At 59.4% G+C, this 17,164-nt stretch carries 17 protein-coding genes; 10 read left to right on the forward strand and 7 right to left on the reverse strand.

The features are described from left to right. The first annotated feature begins 76 nt into the window (after positions 1-76). Positions 77-2,707 carry an ATP-binding protein gene (locus tag J7413_RS13165; protein WP_209098911.1) on the forward strand — a complete coding sequence of 877 codons (2,631 nt, stop codon included), beginning with the start codon at positions 77-79 and terminating at the stop codon, positions 2,705-2,707. A 4-nt stretch (positions 2,708-2,711) separates the two neighbouring features. On the opposite strand, the gene J7413_RS13170 is transcribed toward J7413_RS13165, so the two are convergent. Next, positions 2,712-3,626, reverse strand: coding sequence for a LysR family transcriptional regulator (locus J7413_RS13170; protein WP_209098912.1), 915 nt, complete (start codon positions 3,624-3,626; stop codon positions 2,712-2,714). Between the two features lie 153 nt (positions 3,627-3,779). Here J7413_RS13170 and J7413_RS13175 point away from each other — a divergent pair, with 153 nt between their 5' ends. The 6 genes from J7413_RS13175 to J7413_RS13200 all read left to right on the forward strand — a co-directional run bounded on the left by J7413_RS13175 (position 3,780) and on the right by J7413_RS13200 (position 9,112). Beyond that, positions 3,780-4,964: a lipid-transfer protein gene (locus J7413_RS13175; RefSeq protein ID WP_209098913.1), complete on the forward strand. Its 1,185-nt coding sequence runs from the start codon at positions 3,780-3,782 to the stop codon at positions 4,962-4,964. 5 nt (positions 4,965-4,969) lie between these two features. Next, the gene (locus J7413_RS13180; RefSeq protein WP_209098914.1) at positions 4,970-5,452 is read left to right on the forward strand and encodes a MaoC family dehydratase N-terminal domain-containing protein; all 483 of its coding nucleotides are present in this window, start codon (positions 4,970-4,972) and stop codon (positions 5,450-5,452) included. Beyond that, positions 5,449-5,871 (forward strand): MaoC family dehydratase, encoded by a 423-nt coding sequence (locus J7413_RS13185; protein WP_209098915.1) that lies wholly within the window; start codon positions 5,449-5,451, stop codon positions 5,869-5,871. The genes J7413_RS13180 and J7413_RS13185 overlap by 4 nt, the downstream gene beginning before the upstream one ends. Before the next feature lie 17 nt (positions 5,872-5,888). Continuing rightward, positions 5,889-7,037: an acyl-CoA dehydrogenase family protein gene (locus J7413_RS13190; protein WP_209098916.1), complete on the forward strand. Its 1,149-nt coding sequence runs from the start codon at positions 5,889-5,891 to the stop codon at positions 7,035-7,037. A gap of 12 nt (positions 7,038-7,049) precedes the next feature. Next, positions 7,050-7,889 carry an SDR family oxidoreductase gene (locus J7413_RS13195; RefSeq protein WP_209098918.1) on the forward strand — a complete coding sequence of 280 codons (840 nt, stop codon included), beginning with the start codon at positions 7,050-7,052 and terminating at the stop codon, positions 7,887-7,889. Between the two features lie 134 nt (positions 7,890-8,023). Further along, positions 8,024-9,112, forward strand: a complete 1,089-nt coding sequence (locus tag J7413_RS13200; RefSeq protein WP_209098920.1) for a CaiB/BaiF CoA-transferase family protein — start codon at positions 8,024-8,026, stop codon at positions 9,110-9,112. Between the two features lie 123 nt (positions 9,113-9,235). Here J7413_RS13200 and hemE read toward each other — a convergent pair whose 3' ends face one another. Then, positions 9,236-10,267 (reverse strand): uroporphyrinogen decarboxylase, encoded by a 1,032-nt coding sequence (hemE, locus tag J7413_RS13205; protein WP_209098922.1) that lies wholly within the window; start codon positions 10,265-10,267, stop codon positions 9,236-9,238. 104 nt (positions 10,268-10,371) lie between these two features. Here hemE and hemC point away from each other — a divergent pair, with 104 nt between their 5' ends. Then, on the forward strand, positions 10,372-11,328 hold the full coding sequence (gene hemC / locus J7413_RS13210) for a hydroxymethylbilane synthase (protein WP_209099152.1): 957 nt from the start codon (positions 10,372-10,374) through the stop codon (positions 11,326-11,328). A gap of 61 nt (positions 11,329-11,389) precedes the next feature. Here the strand turns inward: hemC and hemF are convergent, their stop codons facing one another. Genes hemF through clpS form a run of 4 tightly spaced genes read right to left on the reverse strand, consistent with a single transcriptional unit; the run spans position 11,390 to position 14,520 of the window. After that, entirely contained in the window at positions 11,390-12,283 is an 894-nt protein-coding gene (gene hemF / locus J7413_RS13215; protein ID WP_209098924.1) for an oxygen-dependent coproporphyrinogen oxidase, read from the reverse strand. Between the two features lie 60 nt (positions 12,284-12,343). Continuing rightward, positions 12,344-13,144, reverse strand: a complete 801-nt coding sequence (locus J7413_RS13220) for an SDR family oxidoreductase (RefSeq protein WP_209064239.1) — start codon at positions 13,142-13,144, stop codon at positions 12,344-12,346. Positions 13,145-13,190: 46 nt separating this feature from the next. After that, positions 13,191-14,174, reverse strand: a complete 984-nt coding sequence (locus tag J7413_RS13225) for a methyltransferase (RefSeq protein ID WP_209098926.1) — start codon at positions 14,172-14,174, stop codon at positions 13,191-13,193. Between the two features lie 28 nt (positions 14,175-14,202). Beyond that, positions 14,203-14,520 (reverse strand): ATP-dependent Clp protease adapter ClpS, encoded by a 318-nt coding sequence (clpS, locus tag J7413_RS13230; RefSeq protein WP_247743530.1) that lies wholly within the window; start codon positions 14,518-14,520, stop codon positions 14,203-14,205. A gap of 108 nt (positions 14,521-14,628) precedes the next feature. Here clpS and J7413_RS13235 point away from each other — a divergent pair, with 108 nt between their 5' ends. Further along, entirely contained in the window at positions 14,629-15,330 is a 702-nt protein-coding gene (locus tag J7413_RS13235) for an HAD family hydrolase (RefSeq protein WP_209098930.1), read from the forward strand. A 186-nt stretch (positions 15,331-15,516) separates the two neighbouring features. Then, positions 15,517-16,914: a D-alanyl-D-alanine carboxypeptidase family protein gene (locus tag J7413_RS13240; RefSeq protein WP_348538752.1), complete on the forward strand. Its 1,398-nt coding sequence runs from the start codon at positions 15,517-15,519 to the stop codon at positions 16,912-16,914. 91 nt (positions 16,915-17,005) lie between these two features. Here J7413_RS13240 and ccoS read toward each other — a convergent pair whose 3' ends face one another. Continuing rightward, positions 17,006-17,164 carry a cbb3-type cytochrome oxidase assembly protein CcoS gene (ccoS, locus tag J7413_RS13245; protein WP_209098932.1) on the reverse strand — a complete coding sequence of 53 codons (159 nt, stop codon included), beginning with the start codon at positions 17,162-17,164 and terminating at the stop codon, positions 17,006-17,008.

Here is a 17,164-nt window from a genome sequence, read left to right on the forward strand (position 1 = left end):
CACCTTTAAGGTGCGTTTTGTCATTTGAAGAGGCGCAGAATTCAGGCCTCCCCCACTCGGTTTGAAGGAGCAAGACGTGCGTTTGCAATCTGAGCGGCCCAGCAACTCTGAACCAAAGAAGTCGGCGCATCCTGCACGCACGCAGCCGTCACCTGATCGCTCCCCCTGGCATCGCGGCCTGAGCATCGGCCTGATCATTGCTGCGACCGTCCTGACTGTGTTCTCCACCTACACCGCCTACGAGGTCATCTCCAACTTTCGCGAGGTGCGTGCAAAGGCTTCTGACAACGTGGAGTGGTCGCTATCTCAGGTGGAGCTCGAAACACGCGACTACACCGCCGCCATCGAAACCGCCATGCTCAGTCCCGAAGACGACCTGTCCCGCCTGCGGCTGCGCTATGACATCCTCTACAGCCGCGTCACCACCATTGTCTCCTCCCCGGTTTATCAGCGCCTCACCTCTGTGCCTGAGTTTGAAGCCGCGCTGGCGCGTGTCGACACCATGGTGCGCGGCGCCTTGCCCATCATCGATGCGCCAAACGCCGAACTGCGCACCGCCCTGCCCCTGCTGGCCCAAGACATCGAAAACTTGCGCAATGACACCCGCACCCTCTCCCTGAAGGGCCTCACCTTCTTTGCGGAACTGAGCGACCGACAGCGCGCCACCGTCACCCAAACGCTGCTCCGCCTCACCGCCTTGATCGTCCTGCTCCTCATTGCGCTGGTCGCTCTGGTGATCCACGTCTTCAACATATACCGGCTGTCGCGCCAGCACAGTCAGGCCCTATCCGAAGCCAACCACCGCATGAGCACCATCTTGACCACCTCGCTGGACGGGGTTCTGGTCACCGACAGTGCTGGCCGCTTGATCGAATTCAACAAAGCCTGCGAAGACATCTTTCAATACAAATTCGAAGACATCCGCGGCCAGAACGTGGTGGATCTCATTGCGCCTCATGAAACGCACGCCATGCACAAAGCGGCGCTCAAACGCATGATCAATGGCGGATCAGGGCATTTTGCGGGCCGTGGCCGCGTGCGCACCGATCTCAAACGCGCCGATGGCACGGTCTTTCCCGGCGAAATCTCTGTCGAAATGGCCGAGGAAAACGGCCAGCGGATTTTCCTCGGCTTCATGCACGACATATCCGACCGCGTCGCCGCAGAGAAAGAGCTGGTCCAAACCCGCGATCAGGCCCTTGCAGGGGAACGCGCCAAAGCGGAATTCCTCACGGTGATGAGCCACGAAATCCGCACGCCGCTCAATGGCATGCTGGGCAATCTCAGCTTGCTCAATGACACCAAACTCGACGCCAGCCAAACCCGCTATATCCGCAATATGGAAATTTCCGGCCGCGTTCTGATGCGCCACGTGGACACCGTGCTCGACATCGCGCGCCATGAGGCCGGTGTGCTCAACATCTCACTGGCCTGCACCGATCTGTCCGTCCTGCTGCAGGAGCTGGTCGACAGCCAGCTCAGCGCCGCCTCTGCGCGCGGCAATGCATTAAGCTGGCGTTGGGAAGGCACGCCACGGGTCTGGGTGCGCACCGATCGTGCCGCGCTGGAGCAGGTCTTGCTCAACCTGATCGGAAACGCGATCAAATTCACCCAAGAAGGCGCCATCACCGTCGAAGCAGAGGCCCTGCCCGAAAGCATTGACGGCACGCCCGTTATTGAGCTCCGGGTCTCAGACACTGGTATTGGCATCTCCGAAGATCGCGTCAATCAGGTGTTTGAGGATTTTGTCACCGCAGACACAGGCTTGGGCATGGTGCCCGGCGGCACCGGTTTGGGGCTTGGCATCGCCCGCCGCATCGTCACCGCCATGGGGGGCACCATTGGGGTGGAAAGCACAATTGGCCACGGCAGTGTGTTCTGGGTCCGCCTGCCCATGGCGCCCGGCCGCCGCCCCGCGCAAACCGCGCAAACCCAGCGCCCGAAAGAACAGATCAAACGCCGCGTGTTGCTGGTCGAAGACAATGCCATCAACCGTGAACTGGCCGAAGAAATGCTGCGCAATGCCGGTCATATGGTGGTGACAGCCGCAGATGGCGCCCAGGCTGTTCAACGCGCCACACTCAATGGCTTTGATGTCATTCTGATGGACATCGCCATGCCTGTCATGGACGGGCTGCAGGCCACTCTCGCCATCCGCGCGGGCAGCGGCCCAAACAAAAACACGCCCATCATTGCGGTCTCCGCCAATATCCTGCCCACAGAACGCGCTCGCCTCGCAGAGGCAGGCATGAATGGCTTTCTGTCCAAACCTCTGGACCGCGCCGCCTTCGAGACAACGCTGCAAACGCTCGCCACCGCGCCCGATCCGGAGGCCCCCGAGGAAGACAGCGTCGCCCCCGATGATTTGGTCGACGCAAAGGCGCTGAACAACAACCGCGAGGGCCTGCCCCTAGACACCTTTGCCAGATTGCTCACACGTTTTCTGGACGAAGGCGACGCATTGCAAAGCGCAATAACGGATCCCTACCGCGATGCCGCTGCGGTCGCAAAAATGTGCCACAATATGGCCGGAGCCTCCGCCGTGTTTGGCGCGCGCAACCTGCACGCCCAACTGGTCGCAGCCGACAGCGCCGCCAAAACGCAGGATCCCGCCGCGTTTGAAGATGCGCTGATTGCGCTGCCCGCAGTCTGGAAAAAAACCCGCGCCGCGCTGATGGATCACATGCCCTCAGACGCCGCCGAATAAGCTGCTATGGCTTCGGCATGTCTACGCCCGTCGAGGGTGGAAACTTCTGCAACGCCTGCAAAAACCAGCCCAGCGCCCGGCCATGGTGCCCGCCACTGCGAAACGCAACCGCCATCGGCAGTGGATCTTGCTCTGGAAAATCCAGCACCTCAAACCGAGAGCGGAACTGTCGGCTTTGGGCATAGCTGTCCGCCACCATCCCCACCGCTTCACTGCGCTCGATCACCCCAGCGGCCATGGTGAAGCTCTGCATGATGTGCACGCGGCGCAACGGATCACCTTCGCTTTGCTGCATGACGTGCTGGATCGGTTCCGCATAGGGCCCGCTGGTTTCAGGCACAATCAAGGGAAAGCGCGCCATATCTTCGGCCAGGACGGCCCGCCCCACCAAGGGGTGACCACGGCGTACAAAAAACAAGGCCTTCAGTGGCGGCAACCCCTCGGTGCGCGCTCCGGCTTCTGCCATCAAAGGCCGTGCAGGCCCGATCAGCGCGTCGATATCACCCTGTCGAAACAACTGAAGCCCCGCTTCGAAAAGCGTCCCGCGCAAATGCACGCGCACATCAGGGTGTTCGCTGACCAACGACCAAACCGCGCGACTCATGAGCCCCTCAAGAGAACTCGGCGCGACCCCAATACGCAACACCTGCTCACGGGACTGGCGTGCCACGCTCACATCCGCTGACAGCTGATCCACATCCGCCAGAATGCGCGCGGCGCGATCAATGAACTGCCGCCCCTCTGCGGTTGTTGTCACCCCGCGCGCATGGCGGTTAAACAGCGCGACACCAACCTCTTGCTCCACATCCGCCAGCGCCTTGGTCACGGCCGATTGTGTCACATGCAATGCCCGCGCAGCCCCCGAAATGGCCCCCTGACGATCCACCGCCACCGCATAGCGCAGTTTTGTCAGATTCATCGCATCTCTCCTCTCCGCAGTCATAAGCCAGACTGCGCCGCAAACCCATTCCTCTATGGAATAGCTCGCGACAACATTGAATTTGAAAGATATCTCCGTCAATCCGATACTGGCGCAGGTTTCCGCATGCGGGGCCGAAGAAGGAGAAACACCATGGGCACATCCGCCATAGTTGCTGGCGTTGGCATGATCAAATTTGCCAAACCCGGAGCATCGGACAGTTACGACCAAATGGGCGCCGCCGCTGTGCGCGCGGCTTTGAAAGACGCCGGCCTCAGCTACAGCGATGTACAGCACGCCTATGCTGGCTATGTCTATGGCGACAGCACCTGCGGGCAAAAAGCACTCTATCAGGTTGGCATGTCCGGCATTCCAATCATCAATGTAAACAACAACTGCTCCACCGGCTCCACCGCGCTCTATATGGCGCGTCAGGCCGTTGAAAGCGGGGTGGCTGATTGTGTGTTGGCCGTCGGGTTTGAGCAGATGCAGCCCGGCGCATTGACCAGCCACTGGACAGATCGCCCCACACCCTTTGATGCGTTTGACGCGGCCTGCGACACCCTTGTCGGTCATGGCGACGTGCCGCTGGCACTGCGCTACTTTGGCGGTGCAGGCAAATCGCATATGGAGAAACACGGCACAGAGCTGGCCGATTTTGCCAAAATCCGTGCCAAAGCATCGCGCCATGCTACCCGCAATCCACTGGCGCTGTTTGACAAAGAGGTCAGTGCCGAAGAGGTGCTTGCCGCGCCCGTGATGTGGGAAGGTGTCATGACACGCCTGATGGCCTGCCCGCCCACATGTGGTGGCGCCGCTGCGATCCTCTGCTCCCCGAGCTTTGCCGCCAAACACGGCATCGACACCACTGTGCAGATCAAAGCACAGGCCATGACCACCGACTATGCTTCAACCTTTGAAGCCAACGATATGATGCAAGTTGTCGGCTACGACATGACCGCAGCTGCCGCTAAGCAGGTGCAGGAGGCCTCCGGCATTGCAATCGACGATGTGGACGTTGTCGAGCTACATGATTGCTTTGCCCATAACGAGCTCATCACTTACGAGGGTCTGGGCCTCACGCCCGAAGGCACCGCTCAGAAATTCATCGCAGATGGCGACAACACCTACGGCGGCCGCTTTGTGACCAACCCGTCAGGCGGCTTGCTGTCCAAGGGCCACCCGCTCGGCGCCACCGGTCTGGCACAATGTTATGAGCTGACCCACCAATTGCGCGGCACCGCAGAGGCGCGGCAGGTGGAGGGCGCGCGCACCGCGCTGCAGCACAACCTCGGCCTCGGCGGCGCCTGCGTCGTCACGCTCTATCAAGCCGCGTGACGCAAATGGGTATTTTTGATCGCACCACCAAAGGCCAAGTGACACCCGCAATCGAGGTCACGCTCGAACGCGGCGCGCTGCAGTTCTTTGCCGAAACCATCGGCGAGACAGATCCGATCTACCTCAACCCCAAAGCCGCACAAGCCGCAGGCCACCCCGACATCCTCGCCCCCGCCACCTATGCGGTGGTGGTCGGCACCCTGGCAGATCAACAGGCCCGCCGCGCAGGCCAGCCAGACATCCTCGCCCGCATCAACGGCGATCTGCGCGTTTTGCTGCACGGCACCGAAAGCTACACCTATCACGGCCCGATGTATGCCAACGACACGGTACAGGTCGAAAATGAGATCACCGACTTCACCGATGCCAAAGGCGGCGCGCTGGAAATCGCCCATATCACCACCCGCATCCTGCACCCCACCCGCGGCCTGCTGGTGGAAGCCAGCCGCAGCCTCATCCACCGCCTGCCAGAGGAGGACAGTCCATGAGCATCACCCCGACCACGGCCAAAGTGGGTGACACCCTGCCCCCGCTGACCTTCGGCCCCATAAGCCGGACCACCCTTGCGCTCTATGCCGGCGCATCTGGCGATCACAACCCGATCCACATTGATCTGGATTTCGCCCGCAACGCCGGGATGGACGATGTCTTTGCCCATGGCATGCTGTCGATGGCGCAGCTGGGCCGCCTGGTCACCAACTGGGCCGGTCAGGACCGCCTGCGCGGGCTTTCAAGCCGTTTCACAGCCATCACCCCGGTGGGCGCAACCGTCACCTGCACCGGCACCGTCACCAATCGCTTTGAGCAACACGGCCGCGTGCTGCTGACCCTCAAACTGGCCGCCCATATTGACGACGGCACCCAAACCCTGCGCGGCGAAGCCAAAGTCTGCGCCACCCCAAGCTAACCCCACAAGGAACGCACATGCCCAACCACATGTGGATGACGGCGGACCACACCGCTTTCGCCGACACCGTCAAACGCTTCATGGCCGAAGAGGTCACCCCAAACAACGCTGCCTGGACAGAGGCGGGCGTTGTCCCCAAAGACCTCTGGCGCAAAGCCGGGGAGCTTGGCATCCTCGGCGCCACCTTCCCCGAAGCCCACGGCGGCCTTGGCCTCTCGCGCCACTTTGACGCCATCACCTTTCTGGAACAGACTAAAGCCGGGGACAGCGGCTGGGGCGTTTCTGTCCACAACATTGCCGCCCACTACATCACCGCCTTCGGCTCTGAAGAGCAGCAGGCCCGCTGGCTGCCCGATCTCGCGACCGGGCGCAAAGTCGCTGCCATCGCCATGACCGAACCGGGCACAGGCTCCGATCTGCAGGCGGTCAAAACAACCGCGATCCGCGACGGCAATGAATATCTGATCAACGGGTCGAAAACCTTCATCACCAATGGCGGATCCGCAGACCTCATCGTGCTGGTCGCCAAAACCGACCCAACCGCCAAAGGCAGGGGCGTCTCTCTCATCATTGTCGAAACCGAGGGCCTCGCAGGCTTCTCTGTTGGCCGCTGCCTCAAAAAGATGGGCATGAAACGCAACGACACCGCAGAGCTATCCTTTCAGGATGTGCGCGTCCCGCTGACCAACCTTCTGGGCACAGAAGAGGGCCAGGGCTTCATCCAGCTTATGAAACAGCTCCCATGGGAGCGCCTGATCCTCGGCTATATGGCGCTTGGAGCCTCCCAATGCGCGCTGGACCATACGCTGGCCTATGTGAAAGAGCGCAAAGCCTTTGGCAAACGTGTGATGGATTTTCAGAACACCCGCTTCAAGCTTGCCGAATGCGCCACCAAAATCGAACTGCTGGCCGCCTTCTGCGATCAATGCCTGGCCGAGCTCGACGCAGGCCAGCTCACCGCTGAAAAGGCCGCCATGGCCAAATGGTGGGGCACGCAAACCCAATGCGAAATTGTGGATGAATGCCTGCAGCTGCACGGCGGCTATGGCTATATGTCCGAATATCCAATCAGCGAGCTCTACACCGACGCCCGCGTACAAAAGATCTACGGCGGCACAAATGAGATCATGAAAGAAGTGATCGCCCGCTCGCTGGACGTCGACTAAGGACCCTCAAAAATGAGCAAACTCTCAGGAAAGCTGACAGGCAAAACCGCCTATATCACCGGCGCAGGCAATGGCATCGGCCGCGCTGTCGCCCTGAAACTCGCCCGCGAAGGCGCCAATGTCGTGGTCAACGATCTCGAAGAAGCCCCCGCGCAGGCCGTGGTCGATGAAATCACCGCGTCTGGTGGCAGGGCCATTGTAGTGCCTGGCTCCGTCACCGAGGATGGCTTTGCCGAACGTTTCATCGGCGCAGGTGTCTCCAAATGGAACGCCATCGACATCATCGTCAACAATGCCGGCTACACATGGGACAGCCTCATCGGCCATATGACCGACGATCAGTTTGACGCCATGATGGATGTCCACGTCAAAGCGCCCTTCCGCATCCTGCGTGCCGCCTCTGGCTTCATCAAAGGCGCGGCCACCCAGGAGGCTGAGGCCGGTCAGGAGGTCTTCCGCAAGGTGGTGAACATCTCCTCCATCGCGGGCACAGGCGGCAATGTGGGTCAGGCCAACTACGCTTCGGCCAAATCCGCCGTACTGGGCCTCACCAAAACACTGGCCAAAGAATGGGGCCGCTTTAAGGTGAACGTGAACTGCGTCGCCTTTGGCTATATCGAAACCCGCCTCACCGAGGCCACCAACGAGAAGAAATCCATCACTGTGGATGGCAACACTGTCGGCATCGGCATCCCCGAAAAAGTCGCCACCGGGTTTGCCGCCATGGTGCCGCTGGGCCGCCCCGGCACACCTGAAGAAGCAGCCGATGGCGTCTATCTCTTCTGCTGCCCCGAAAGCAACTATGTCAGCGGCCAGACCCTGACGGTTGGCGGTGGTCTGAACGGCACCTAAAAAGGCCCGACTGCAAGTCGGGCTGCGCCGTCCCGCCCCGTTTTGTCGGAGACAAACCTTAGGTTTGGTGGGGCGGCGCATTCGCACCACCCCGCGGGACTATGCAGCCCTCGGCTCTCATGATTGGACCACACATGCTCCAAGGCACACGCATCATCGAAATCGAAGGCCTCGGCCCCGGCCCCTTCGCCGCCATGCTGCTCGCGGACCTTGGCGCGGATGTCATCACCATCCACCGCAAAACCGCCGCCGCAATCACCGCGGATCAATCCGTGCTCGACCGCGGCAAACGCTCCATCGCGCTTGATCTGAAAGACCCGGAGGATCTCGCCTCCGCCATGGCGCTGATCGCATCCGCCGACGCTTTGATCGAAGGCTTTCGTCCCGGTGTGATGGAACGCTTGGGCCTTGGCCCTTCCGAGTGCCACGCCGACAATCCCGCGCTGGTTTATGGCCGTATGACTGGCTGGGGCCAGACCGGACCACGCGCCCAGACCGCGGGGCATGATCTCAATTACATCGCTCAATCCGGCGCGCTTTGGTATGCCTCAGAGCCCGGCACCCCGCCCATCACCCCCGCCACGCTGGTGGGCGACATCGGCGGCGGCGCACTTTATCTGGTGATCGGCATCCTCTCCGGCATTCTCAACGCGCGCAGCACCGGACAGGGCACCGTGGTGGACGCCGCCATTGTCGATGGCTCCGCCCATATGATGACCTTGCTCATGGCCCTGCGTCAGGGTGGTGGCCTGTCGATGGAGCGTGGCCACAGCCTGCTGGACGGTCCGCATTGGTCCCGCAGCTACGTCTGCGCCGATGGCGGCCATGTCTCCGTGCAATGTCTGGAGCCTCAGTTCTACGCCGAATTTCTGGAGAGAATGGGTCTCAGCGACGATCCGGAATTTGCCCGCCAGCACGACGCCACCCTCTGGCCCAAGCTCACCGCGCGCCTGTCCGATCTCTTTCTGTCAGCGCCACGCCTGCATTGGGACAGCCTGTTTTCCGGCTCTGATGCCTGCGTCGCCGTGGTGCTTTCGCCCGAGGAAAGCGCGCAGTCTCCGCATATGGCCGCGCGTCAGGTCTGGCATCATCCGGACGGCAATCTGCAAGCCGCCCCTGCTCCGCGTTTTGATGGGAAGGTGCCGCAGATCAACCCTGCCCCCAAACGTGGGGAACATACGGCGGAGATTCTGGCGGAGCTGGCCAAGGCCGGGCGTCAATAGAGCTGTTTGCCAGCTGGCAACGCGCGGTCCACTAACAAAAAAGAGGCGCGCAAAAACGCACCTCCGCAATACCGTCGCGATACAGACGCAATACCGACGTTCAAAAACGTGGTTAACGCGGGCTCAGCGCCCACGCAACGCGTCGATCATCAGCTGCACATTTTCCGGATCCGCATCCGGTGTGATGCCATGGCCAAGATTGAAGATATGCGGCCCCTTGCTGAAGGCATCGACAATCTTACGAGTCTCATCCACCAGCGCCTGACCACCTGTAACCATATGGGAAGACTTGAGATTTCCCTGAACACAGCCGTCAATCTGCACGTGCTCTGCGGCCCATTGCGGCGTCACACCGTCATCCAGCGCCACACAATCCGCCCCCGTCGCCTTGGCAAAGCCCACATAGCGCTGTCCCGCGCCACGCGGGAAGGCAATGATCGGCACATCCGGATGTTTCGCCTTCAGCTCAGCAATGATTTTATTAGCAGGTTCAAGGGCATAGCGGTCAAAATCTGCCCCCTTAAGAGAGCCCGCCCAGCTGTCAAACAGCTTCACAACCTCCGCCCCAGCCTCAATCTGCTTGGACAGATAATCAATGGTCCCTTCGGTCAAACGATCTATAATCGCTTGAAACAACTCAGGATTTTCGTCCTTCAGCTTATGCGCTGGCCCCTGATCAGGCGTCCCCCGCCCCGCAACCATATAGGTCGCCACCGTCCAGGGCGCTCCGGCAAAGCCAATCAGCGTGGTTTCCTTGGGCAGTTCCTGCCGCAGGATTCGAACAGTTTCATAAACAGGATCAAGGGTTTGGTGGATTTCACTGGCCGGTTTCAGCTTGTCAAAATCCGCCTGTTTTTCGATTGTGGAAAGCCGTGGACCTTCCCCCGTGACAAACCACAAATCCGCCCCCAACGCCTGCGGCAAAAGCAGGATGTCAGCAAACAGGATAGAGGCATCAAAGCCATAACGACGGATCGGCTGCAGCGTCACTTCAGCGGCCAATTTGCTGTTATAACAAAGGGATAGAAAGTCACCCGCCTGCGCCCGCGTGGCGCGATACTCCGGCAGATAGCGCCCCGCCTGCCGCATCATCCAGATCGGCGGCGTGTCCAGCGTCTCCCCCGCCAATGCGCGCAGGATCGTCTTCTCGGCCATGGTTTCCCCTTTCCAATGTGTCGCCTTCGTCGTCTGGCACCAGCGTCAAGATGTCAAGGCCAGAGCGCTTGTCAGGACACCCTGTCGCGGCTATCCCTGCGCCTATGACCGTGACATTGCCCTCCCCCGACTCGACGCTGAAAATCGGCACCCGTGGCTCCCCCCTCGCCTTGGCGCAAGCCTATGAAACTAGGCGCAGATTGATGGCTGCCTTTGATCTGCCAGAGGCCGCGTTTGAGATCGTGGTGATCACCACATCCGGTGACAACGCACAGCTGATCGCCAAAGACAAACCGCTCAAAGAGCTGGGTGGCAAAGGACTTTTCACCAAGGAAATCGAAGAGGCCATGCTGGCCGGCAGCATCGACATCGCTGTCCACTCGATGAAAGACATGCCCGTCCTGCAGCCCGACGGCCTGCTGCTTGACACCTACCTACCCCGCGAAGACACCCGCGATGCGTTTGTGTCGCCCAACCACGCCTCTCTGGCGGATCTGCCTGAGGGTGCAACGGTCGGCACATCCAGTCTGCGCCGCCGCGCTCAGCTCTTGAATTACCGCAATGATCTCAATGTGGTAGAGTTCCGCGGCAACGTGCAGACCCGCCTGAAAAAACTCTCTGACAATGTCGCGGATTGCACCTTCTTGGCCATGGCGGGCCTCAACCGTTTGGAGATGTCCCACGTCGCCACCAGCGCCATTGAGCCCGAAGATATGCTGCCCGCCGTCGCCCAAGGCGCCATCGGCATCGAGCGCCGCGCCGAGGATATGAACACCGCCGCGATGCTGGAGGCGATCCACGACACGCCAACCGGCCAGCGCCTTGCCGCGGAACGCTCTTTCCTGGCCGCGCTCGATGGCTCTTGTGAAACGCCGATTGCTGCCCTTGCGGAGCTTGATGGCACCACGCTCCGCCTGCGCGGTGAAGTCCTGCGGCCTAATGGATCTGAAAGCCTCAGCGACGACCAGACCGCTCCAATCGAAGATGGCGCAGAGCTCGGAAAAGCCATGGCAGCGCAACTGCTTAAACGCGGCGGGCCCGGTTTCTTTGACTGGCGCTGATCGTCAATATCCACCTGAACAAAACAAAAAAGCGCCGGTCCTCGCCGGCGCTTTTCTTATATCAGACCCACTTTGCCAGCGGCGGCAGGCTCATCAAGACCGCGTTGGCATCATGGCCAGTCTCAAGCCCAAACTTGGTGCCGCGATCATAGACGAGATTGTATTCGGCATAGAGCCCGCGGTGCACCAGCTGCGCGTCTTTCTCCGCATCACCAAATGCCTGCACGCGGCGTTTTTCAATCAGCGGCAGGAAGGCTGGCAGGAATGCCCGACCTATGTCCTGGATAAACGCAAAATCCGCCGCCCAATCACCAGTGTTGTGATCATCCAGAAAGATGCCGCCAACACCACGCGCGCGATTGCGGTGTGGAATGTAAAAATACTCGTCTGCCCAAGCCTTTAGCCGTGGATACTCTGCCTCGCCATGCTTGTCGCAATGCGCCTTCTGAACGGCGTGGAAATGCGCCGTATCCGCATCATATTCAAGACAAGGATTAAGGTCGGATCCGCCGCCAAACCACCAGCCGTGCGGGGTCCAGAACATCCGCGTGTTCATGTGGACAGCCGGGCAATGCGGGTTTTGCATATGCGCCACAAGGCTGATTCCAGAGGCCCAAAAACGCGGGTCGGACTTCATCTCCGGAAAGCCCTTGCGCGCCGCCATTGCTGCCTGCGCACGCTCTCCCAATTCGCCATAAACGGTGGAGACATTGACGCCGACTTTCTCAAACACGCGTCCGCCGCGCATCACCGACATCAGGCCGCCACCCGCGTCAGATCCATCCGCGCTGGCGCGTTTGGTCTCGGTCACCTCAAAGCGCCCCGCCGTTTGATCGGCAAAGGGGCCTTCGGCATGGGTATCCTCAAGCCCTTCAAAAGCCGCGACAATTTCATCGCGCAACGAGCGAAACCACGCGCTCGCGGTTTGCTTTTCGGTCTCCATCGATGCGCTCATGCTCGCCTCTTTGTCTGTTCAGATGCCGCCACGGTCCAAAGCCGACCGGCGTAAATTTATTTAGTGTGCGGGTGTGCTCACCGTATCGAGAAGCGAACGGCCGCCATCAACTGTCACGATTTGGCCGGTCATGAAGCCCGATGCCTCTGAGGACAGGAACTGCACCGCATCCGCCAACTCTCCCGGTGCCGCGATCCGGCCAAGGGGGGTGTGCTGCTCAATCTCATTGCGACAATCGCGATTGTCCTTCAGCGCGGTCTGCAGGCTTGCCGACATCACCGAACCAATCGCAACCGCATTCACGCGAATCCGTTCCGGCGCCAGCGCCACCGCCATCGCGCGCGTCATCTGATCCAGCGCCGCTGTCGCAATGGAATAGCCGAGCAGATCAGGCTGTGAACGTTGCGCTGCAATCGAGGAGAGGTTCACGATCGCTCCGGCAGAGCCTTCTTCCTTGCCTTCTGCCTGTTTGATCATCCGCTTGGCCACGATCTGGCTGAGCTTTAGCGACGTCATCAGGTTTTGCTGCAACATCAGCTCAACGGACGCATCATCCGGATTGAGCGGGTCACTGGTGGTCACCTGTCGGCAGCCATTGATCAAAATATCAATCTGATCAAAGGCATCAATGGTGGCTGAGATCAGATTGTTGATTGTCAGTTTCTCACGCAGATCGCCTGCGAAGGTACGCACATTGCCCTCCTCAGGGCGCGTGCCAAACTCTGTGCAGAGCCGCTCTTCGTCCATGTCAGCAAACATAACATTGGCCCCGTGCTCCACAAAATGCCGCCCCACCGCCAGCCCGATCCCGTTGGCCGAGCCGGTGATAATCGCGGTCTTACCTGCAATTGAAAATGACATCTACGATCCCCATCACGCTGTCATGTTGTCGGCTCAAAAGCCTGCCTCAGCCGCGTGTGCGGCTGGGACGCTGCGCCTTTAGTACCTTGAAACGCGTGTCACCAGCAACGTCTTCGACCTCTTTGAAGGCCTCTCGCAGCGTTGCTTCATACGGCAGATGCCGATTTGCCACCATCCACAGCTGACCGGACGGCGCGAGCATCTTGGCTGCCGCATGTATGAAAGATTTACCGAGATCCGGCTCGGCTTTCCGCCCGGTGTGAAACGGCGGGTTCATCACCACCGTATCCACGCGATGCCCGGGCTTGAAGTTTGTGGCATCGGCCCAATGAAACTGCGCCCGCGGGTCGATCACATTGGTTTTGGCACAGTCCAGCGCTGTGTGATCCGCTTCGACAAGATGCAAGACCTCAACGCCGTCACGATGCACAATATGGGACGACAGATAGCCCCAGCCCGCACCAAGATCAGCGACAACGCGACCAAGCTTGGCCGGCAAGGCTTCAACCAGCATGGCGGAGGCCGGGTCCACCGCATCTGCGCTGAAAACCCCGGGACGTGTGGTGTACCCACCTGCGATCTCAGTGGCCTCACCGGCCTTCCAGTCTGCGAAATCTCCGCCATCAAACCAAAACAGCCGACCATGAGCTTTGGTGAAGGCTCCAAGCATATCCGCGCGTTTGCGGCACTCTTTATAGAGGCTGTCGACACCATCGGTTTTCTGCCCGTCTACAATGACAAGCGGCGCAACCGCACAGGCGCGGGCAATCAGATCCCGGGCCAGCGCTTTGGCGCGCGGCAGCACAACCAAAGCTGCGGCATAGGAACCCTCTTCCACCACTTCGGCGCTATAGCCGACCTGCGCGAAGGCATAATGATCCGGCTTTAATGGCTGAATGATCGCGCTACGGTCACGTGGCAGCGCGCTCAGATCATAACCGACGCGCGGCCCAAAAACGGCAATACGCCCTTCGAGGGGAAGGGCGAGGCCGTGCTCATCTACGGCCAAAGACAATCTGCTGTGAGACATCACGCTTTGGTGACACGGCCTACGCCGGTCATTCCTTTTCCATGGTGCATTGCAACGGATGCTGATGGCGCTGTGCCAGATCCATCACTTGGGTAACCTTGGTTTCGGCGATTTCATGACTGAACACCCCGACCACAGCGACACCCTTCTTGTGCACGGTCAACATGATTTCGAATGCCTGTGCGTGCGTCATTCCAAAAAAACGCTCAAGCACATGCACCACAAACTCCATCGGCGTGTAGTCATCATTCAGAAGCAGCACTTTGTAAAGCGGAGGCTTTTTCGTGCGCACACGTGTTTCAAGCGCGACACCAAGGTCGCCGCCATCATCATCGCCCATGCTCATGCGTAGGTTCGGAAAGGTCATATTCACAAGAATCCGGTTTGTGGTTAGCTGTTTATATAACCTGTAGATGGTTTAAGAAAAGAGGTCTCACTCAATCGGACTTAATTGATGCCCCAAACGCTCACCACCATTGGCTTTGATGCAGACGACACGCTTTGGCATACTGAGCGGCTTTTCAGACTGACACAGGAGCGGTTTGCAGAATTACTGAAAGACTTTACTGACCCTGCGCATTTGCATGATCGCTTGCTGGAGGCAGAAAGGCGCAATGTGGGCCACTACGGGTTTGGCGTGAAGGGGTTTGTCTTGTCGATGATTGAGACAGCAATAGAGGTGACAGATGAAAAGGTCCCCGCGTCAGTCATTTCAGAGTTGATGGCGTGCGGACGCGACATGCTCGCGCACCCCATAGACCTTCTTCCGAACGTCGCCGAAGTGGTTGGCGCTCTTGCTGAATCCCACCGTCTGATACTGATCACCAAAGGCGACCTGCTCGATCAGGAGCGCAAATTGGCACAATCAGGCCTTGGCGAATTGTTTTCTTGGGTCGAGATTGTGAGCAACAAGACAGAAACTGTCTATGCAGAGACATTTGCCCGGCATGCCGATGGCCCAGAACGTGCAATGATGGTGGGCGACTCGATGAGATCTGACATCCTGCCGGCACTGGCGGCTGGCAGCTGGGCGGTTCACGTCCCCAATGGCCCGGCGTGGGCTTTGGAAGCCGCTGAAACACCCAAAAATCACCCACGATTTGTGGCGCTTTCACAACTCACCGATGTTTTGCAGACAATAAAAAACATCAAATGAGAACGACTGGGCGCAGGTGTTGCGGTTTATCCCGCCGCCGCCACTAGATCTTCACGCCTCGTCTCAACTGCGCTCAAACCCCAATAAACATTCACTTTCCTCAAAGAAGGGGCTGTGTTAGCCTTTTATTTAATAAAAAGGATCAGACCGGAAAACGGCGATCAGAGGCAGTAAAGGGCAGTTCTTGTGAAGGCGCGACGTTCTGAGTCGGCCCGTTTTGGGCTATTTGTTGCAGCACTTTCCGTGTTGTTTTCGCTTACATCTTTTGCAGCGTTGGCAGCGCCGTATGCGGCCATGGTGATTGACGCACGCGATGGCAAAGTCCTGCACAGCCGAAATGCAGACACCCGTCTGCACCCTGCCTCACTCACCAAGATGATGACGCTCTACATCGCCTTTGAGGCGGTGGAAAACGGCGAAATCAGCCTTGATACGAAAGTTAAGATTTCGCGGAACGCTGCTGCGGAGCCACCCTCCAAGCTTGGCCTGCAATCGGGCCAGAGAATCGCGTTGCGCTATCTTATTCGTGCAGCGGCTGTAAAATCCGCCAACGACGCCGCCACCGCGATTGGTGAAGCGCTTGAAGGTTCAGAAGCGGCCTTCGCACGTCGCATGAATCGCACAGCCAAAGCGCTTGGCATGTCCAACACGACGTTTAAGAATGCCCACGGCCTGACAGAAAGCGGACATATGTCCACGGCGCGAGACATGACCACGCTGGGGCGGCACGTGCTGTATGACTATCCAGATTATTACAATCTGTTCTCCCGCCGCTCCACAAGCGCTGGCATCAAGACCGTAAACAACACCAACCGACGCCTGCTGAATGCGTATCGCGGCGCGGATGGGATTAAGACCGGTTATACACGCGCCGCTGGCTTCAACCTTGTTGCCTCGGCAGAGCGCGGCAACAAACGCATCATCGCCACTGTTTTTGGCGGTCGCTCAACCGCGACGCGCAACGCCAAGGTGGCAGAGCTGCTTGACCTCGGCTTCACCCGGTCAGCCAGCAGAGTTGCCCTGCGCAAGCCTGGACGCCCGGACTACATCGGGTCAAACAAGGGCGCGGGGAAAACCATCCGCGTGACAACGGCTGTTAAAAAGTCGCTTCGCCCCAAACTGCGCCCAACTCAAGGCGCGCCTGAAGCGCCGAAGCCAGCAATCGTTGTTGCGAAAGCCGCCACACCTGATGCCAGCCTCGTGGCTGCGGCAAATGTGATTGAGCATGATATTCAATCCGCGCTTCTGCAGGCACAAGAGTCCTCTGGCGCGACCCTGGCATGGGTTGAACCTGAACCAACGCCTCCTCCCCAGCCAAAGGTCGTTACACGCATATCAACTGCGGGTGGCCGACACTGGGGCATCAACGTGGGCCGCTATGGCAGCAGATATGCCGCGGAAAAAATGCTGCTGAAGACAGCGCTCGCAGAAATGTCCACATTGGACGGCAGCCTGCGCAAGGTGGTGAAGAACACGCGTGGCTTCGAAGCCAACTTCATGGGACTGTCTAAAGAAACCGCCGACCTGGCGTGTCGCCGCCTTCAAGCCCGACAAATCACTTGTTACACGCTCGGACCGAGCTAACGCAGTGCAAAAACGCTGAAAAAGAAACGCCTTCGACATCCAGTCGAAGGCGTTTTTTCGTTGCGACCTTGGCACTCATCCTGTGCGCCCGTCACCCCTTGGGTTTGTCATCATATTGCCCAGAGAGGATCCGCTGCGCATTGCCTTCGGGATCATCGTATTGATCGGAGCGCACTGTGTAGAGGAAAGCCACAAGGCCAACACTGCCAAGAAACAGTGAGATTGGGATGAGATATGACAAGACTTGCAT

Origin of the sequence: Shimia sp. R10_1, from assembly GCF_017744095.1 — a bacterium.
Classification (GTDB): Bacteria; Pseudomonadota; Alphaproteobacteria; order Rhodobacterales; family Rhodobacteraceae; genus Shimia.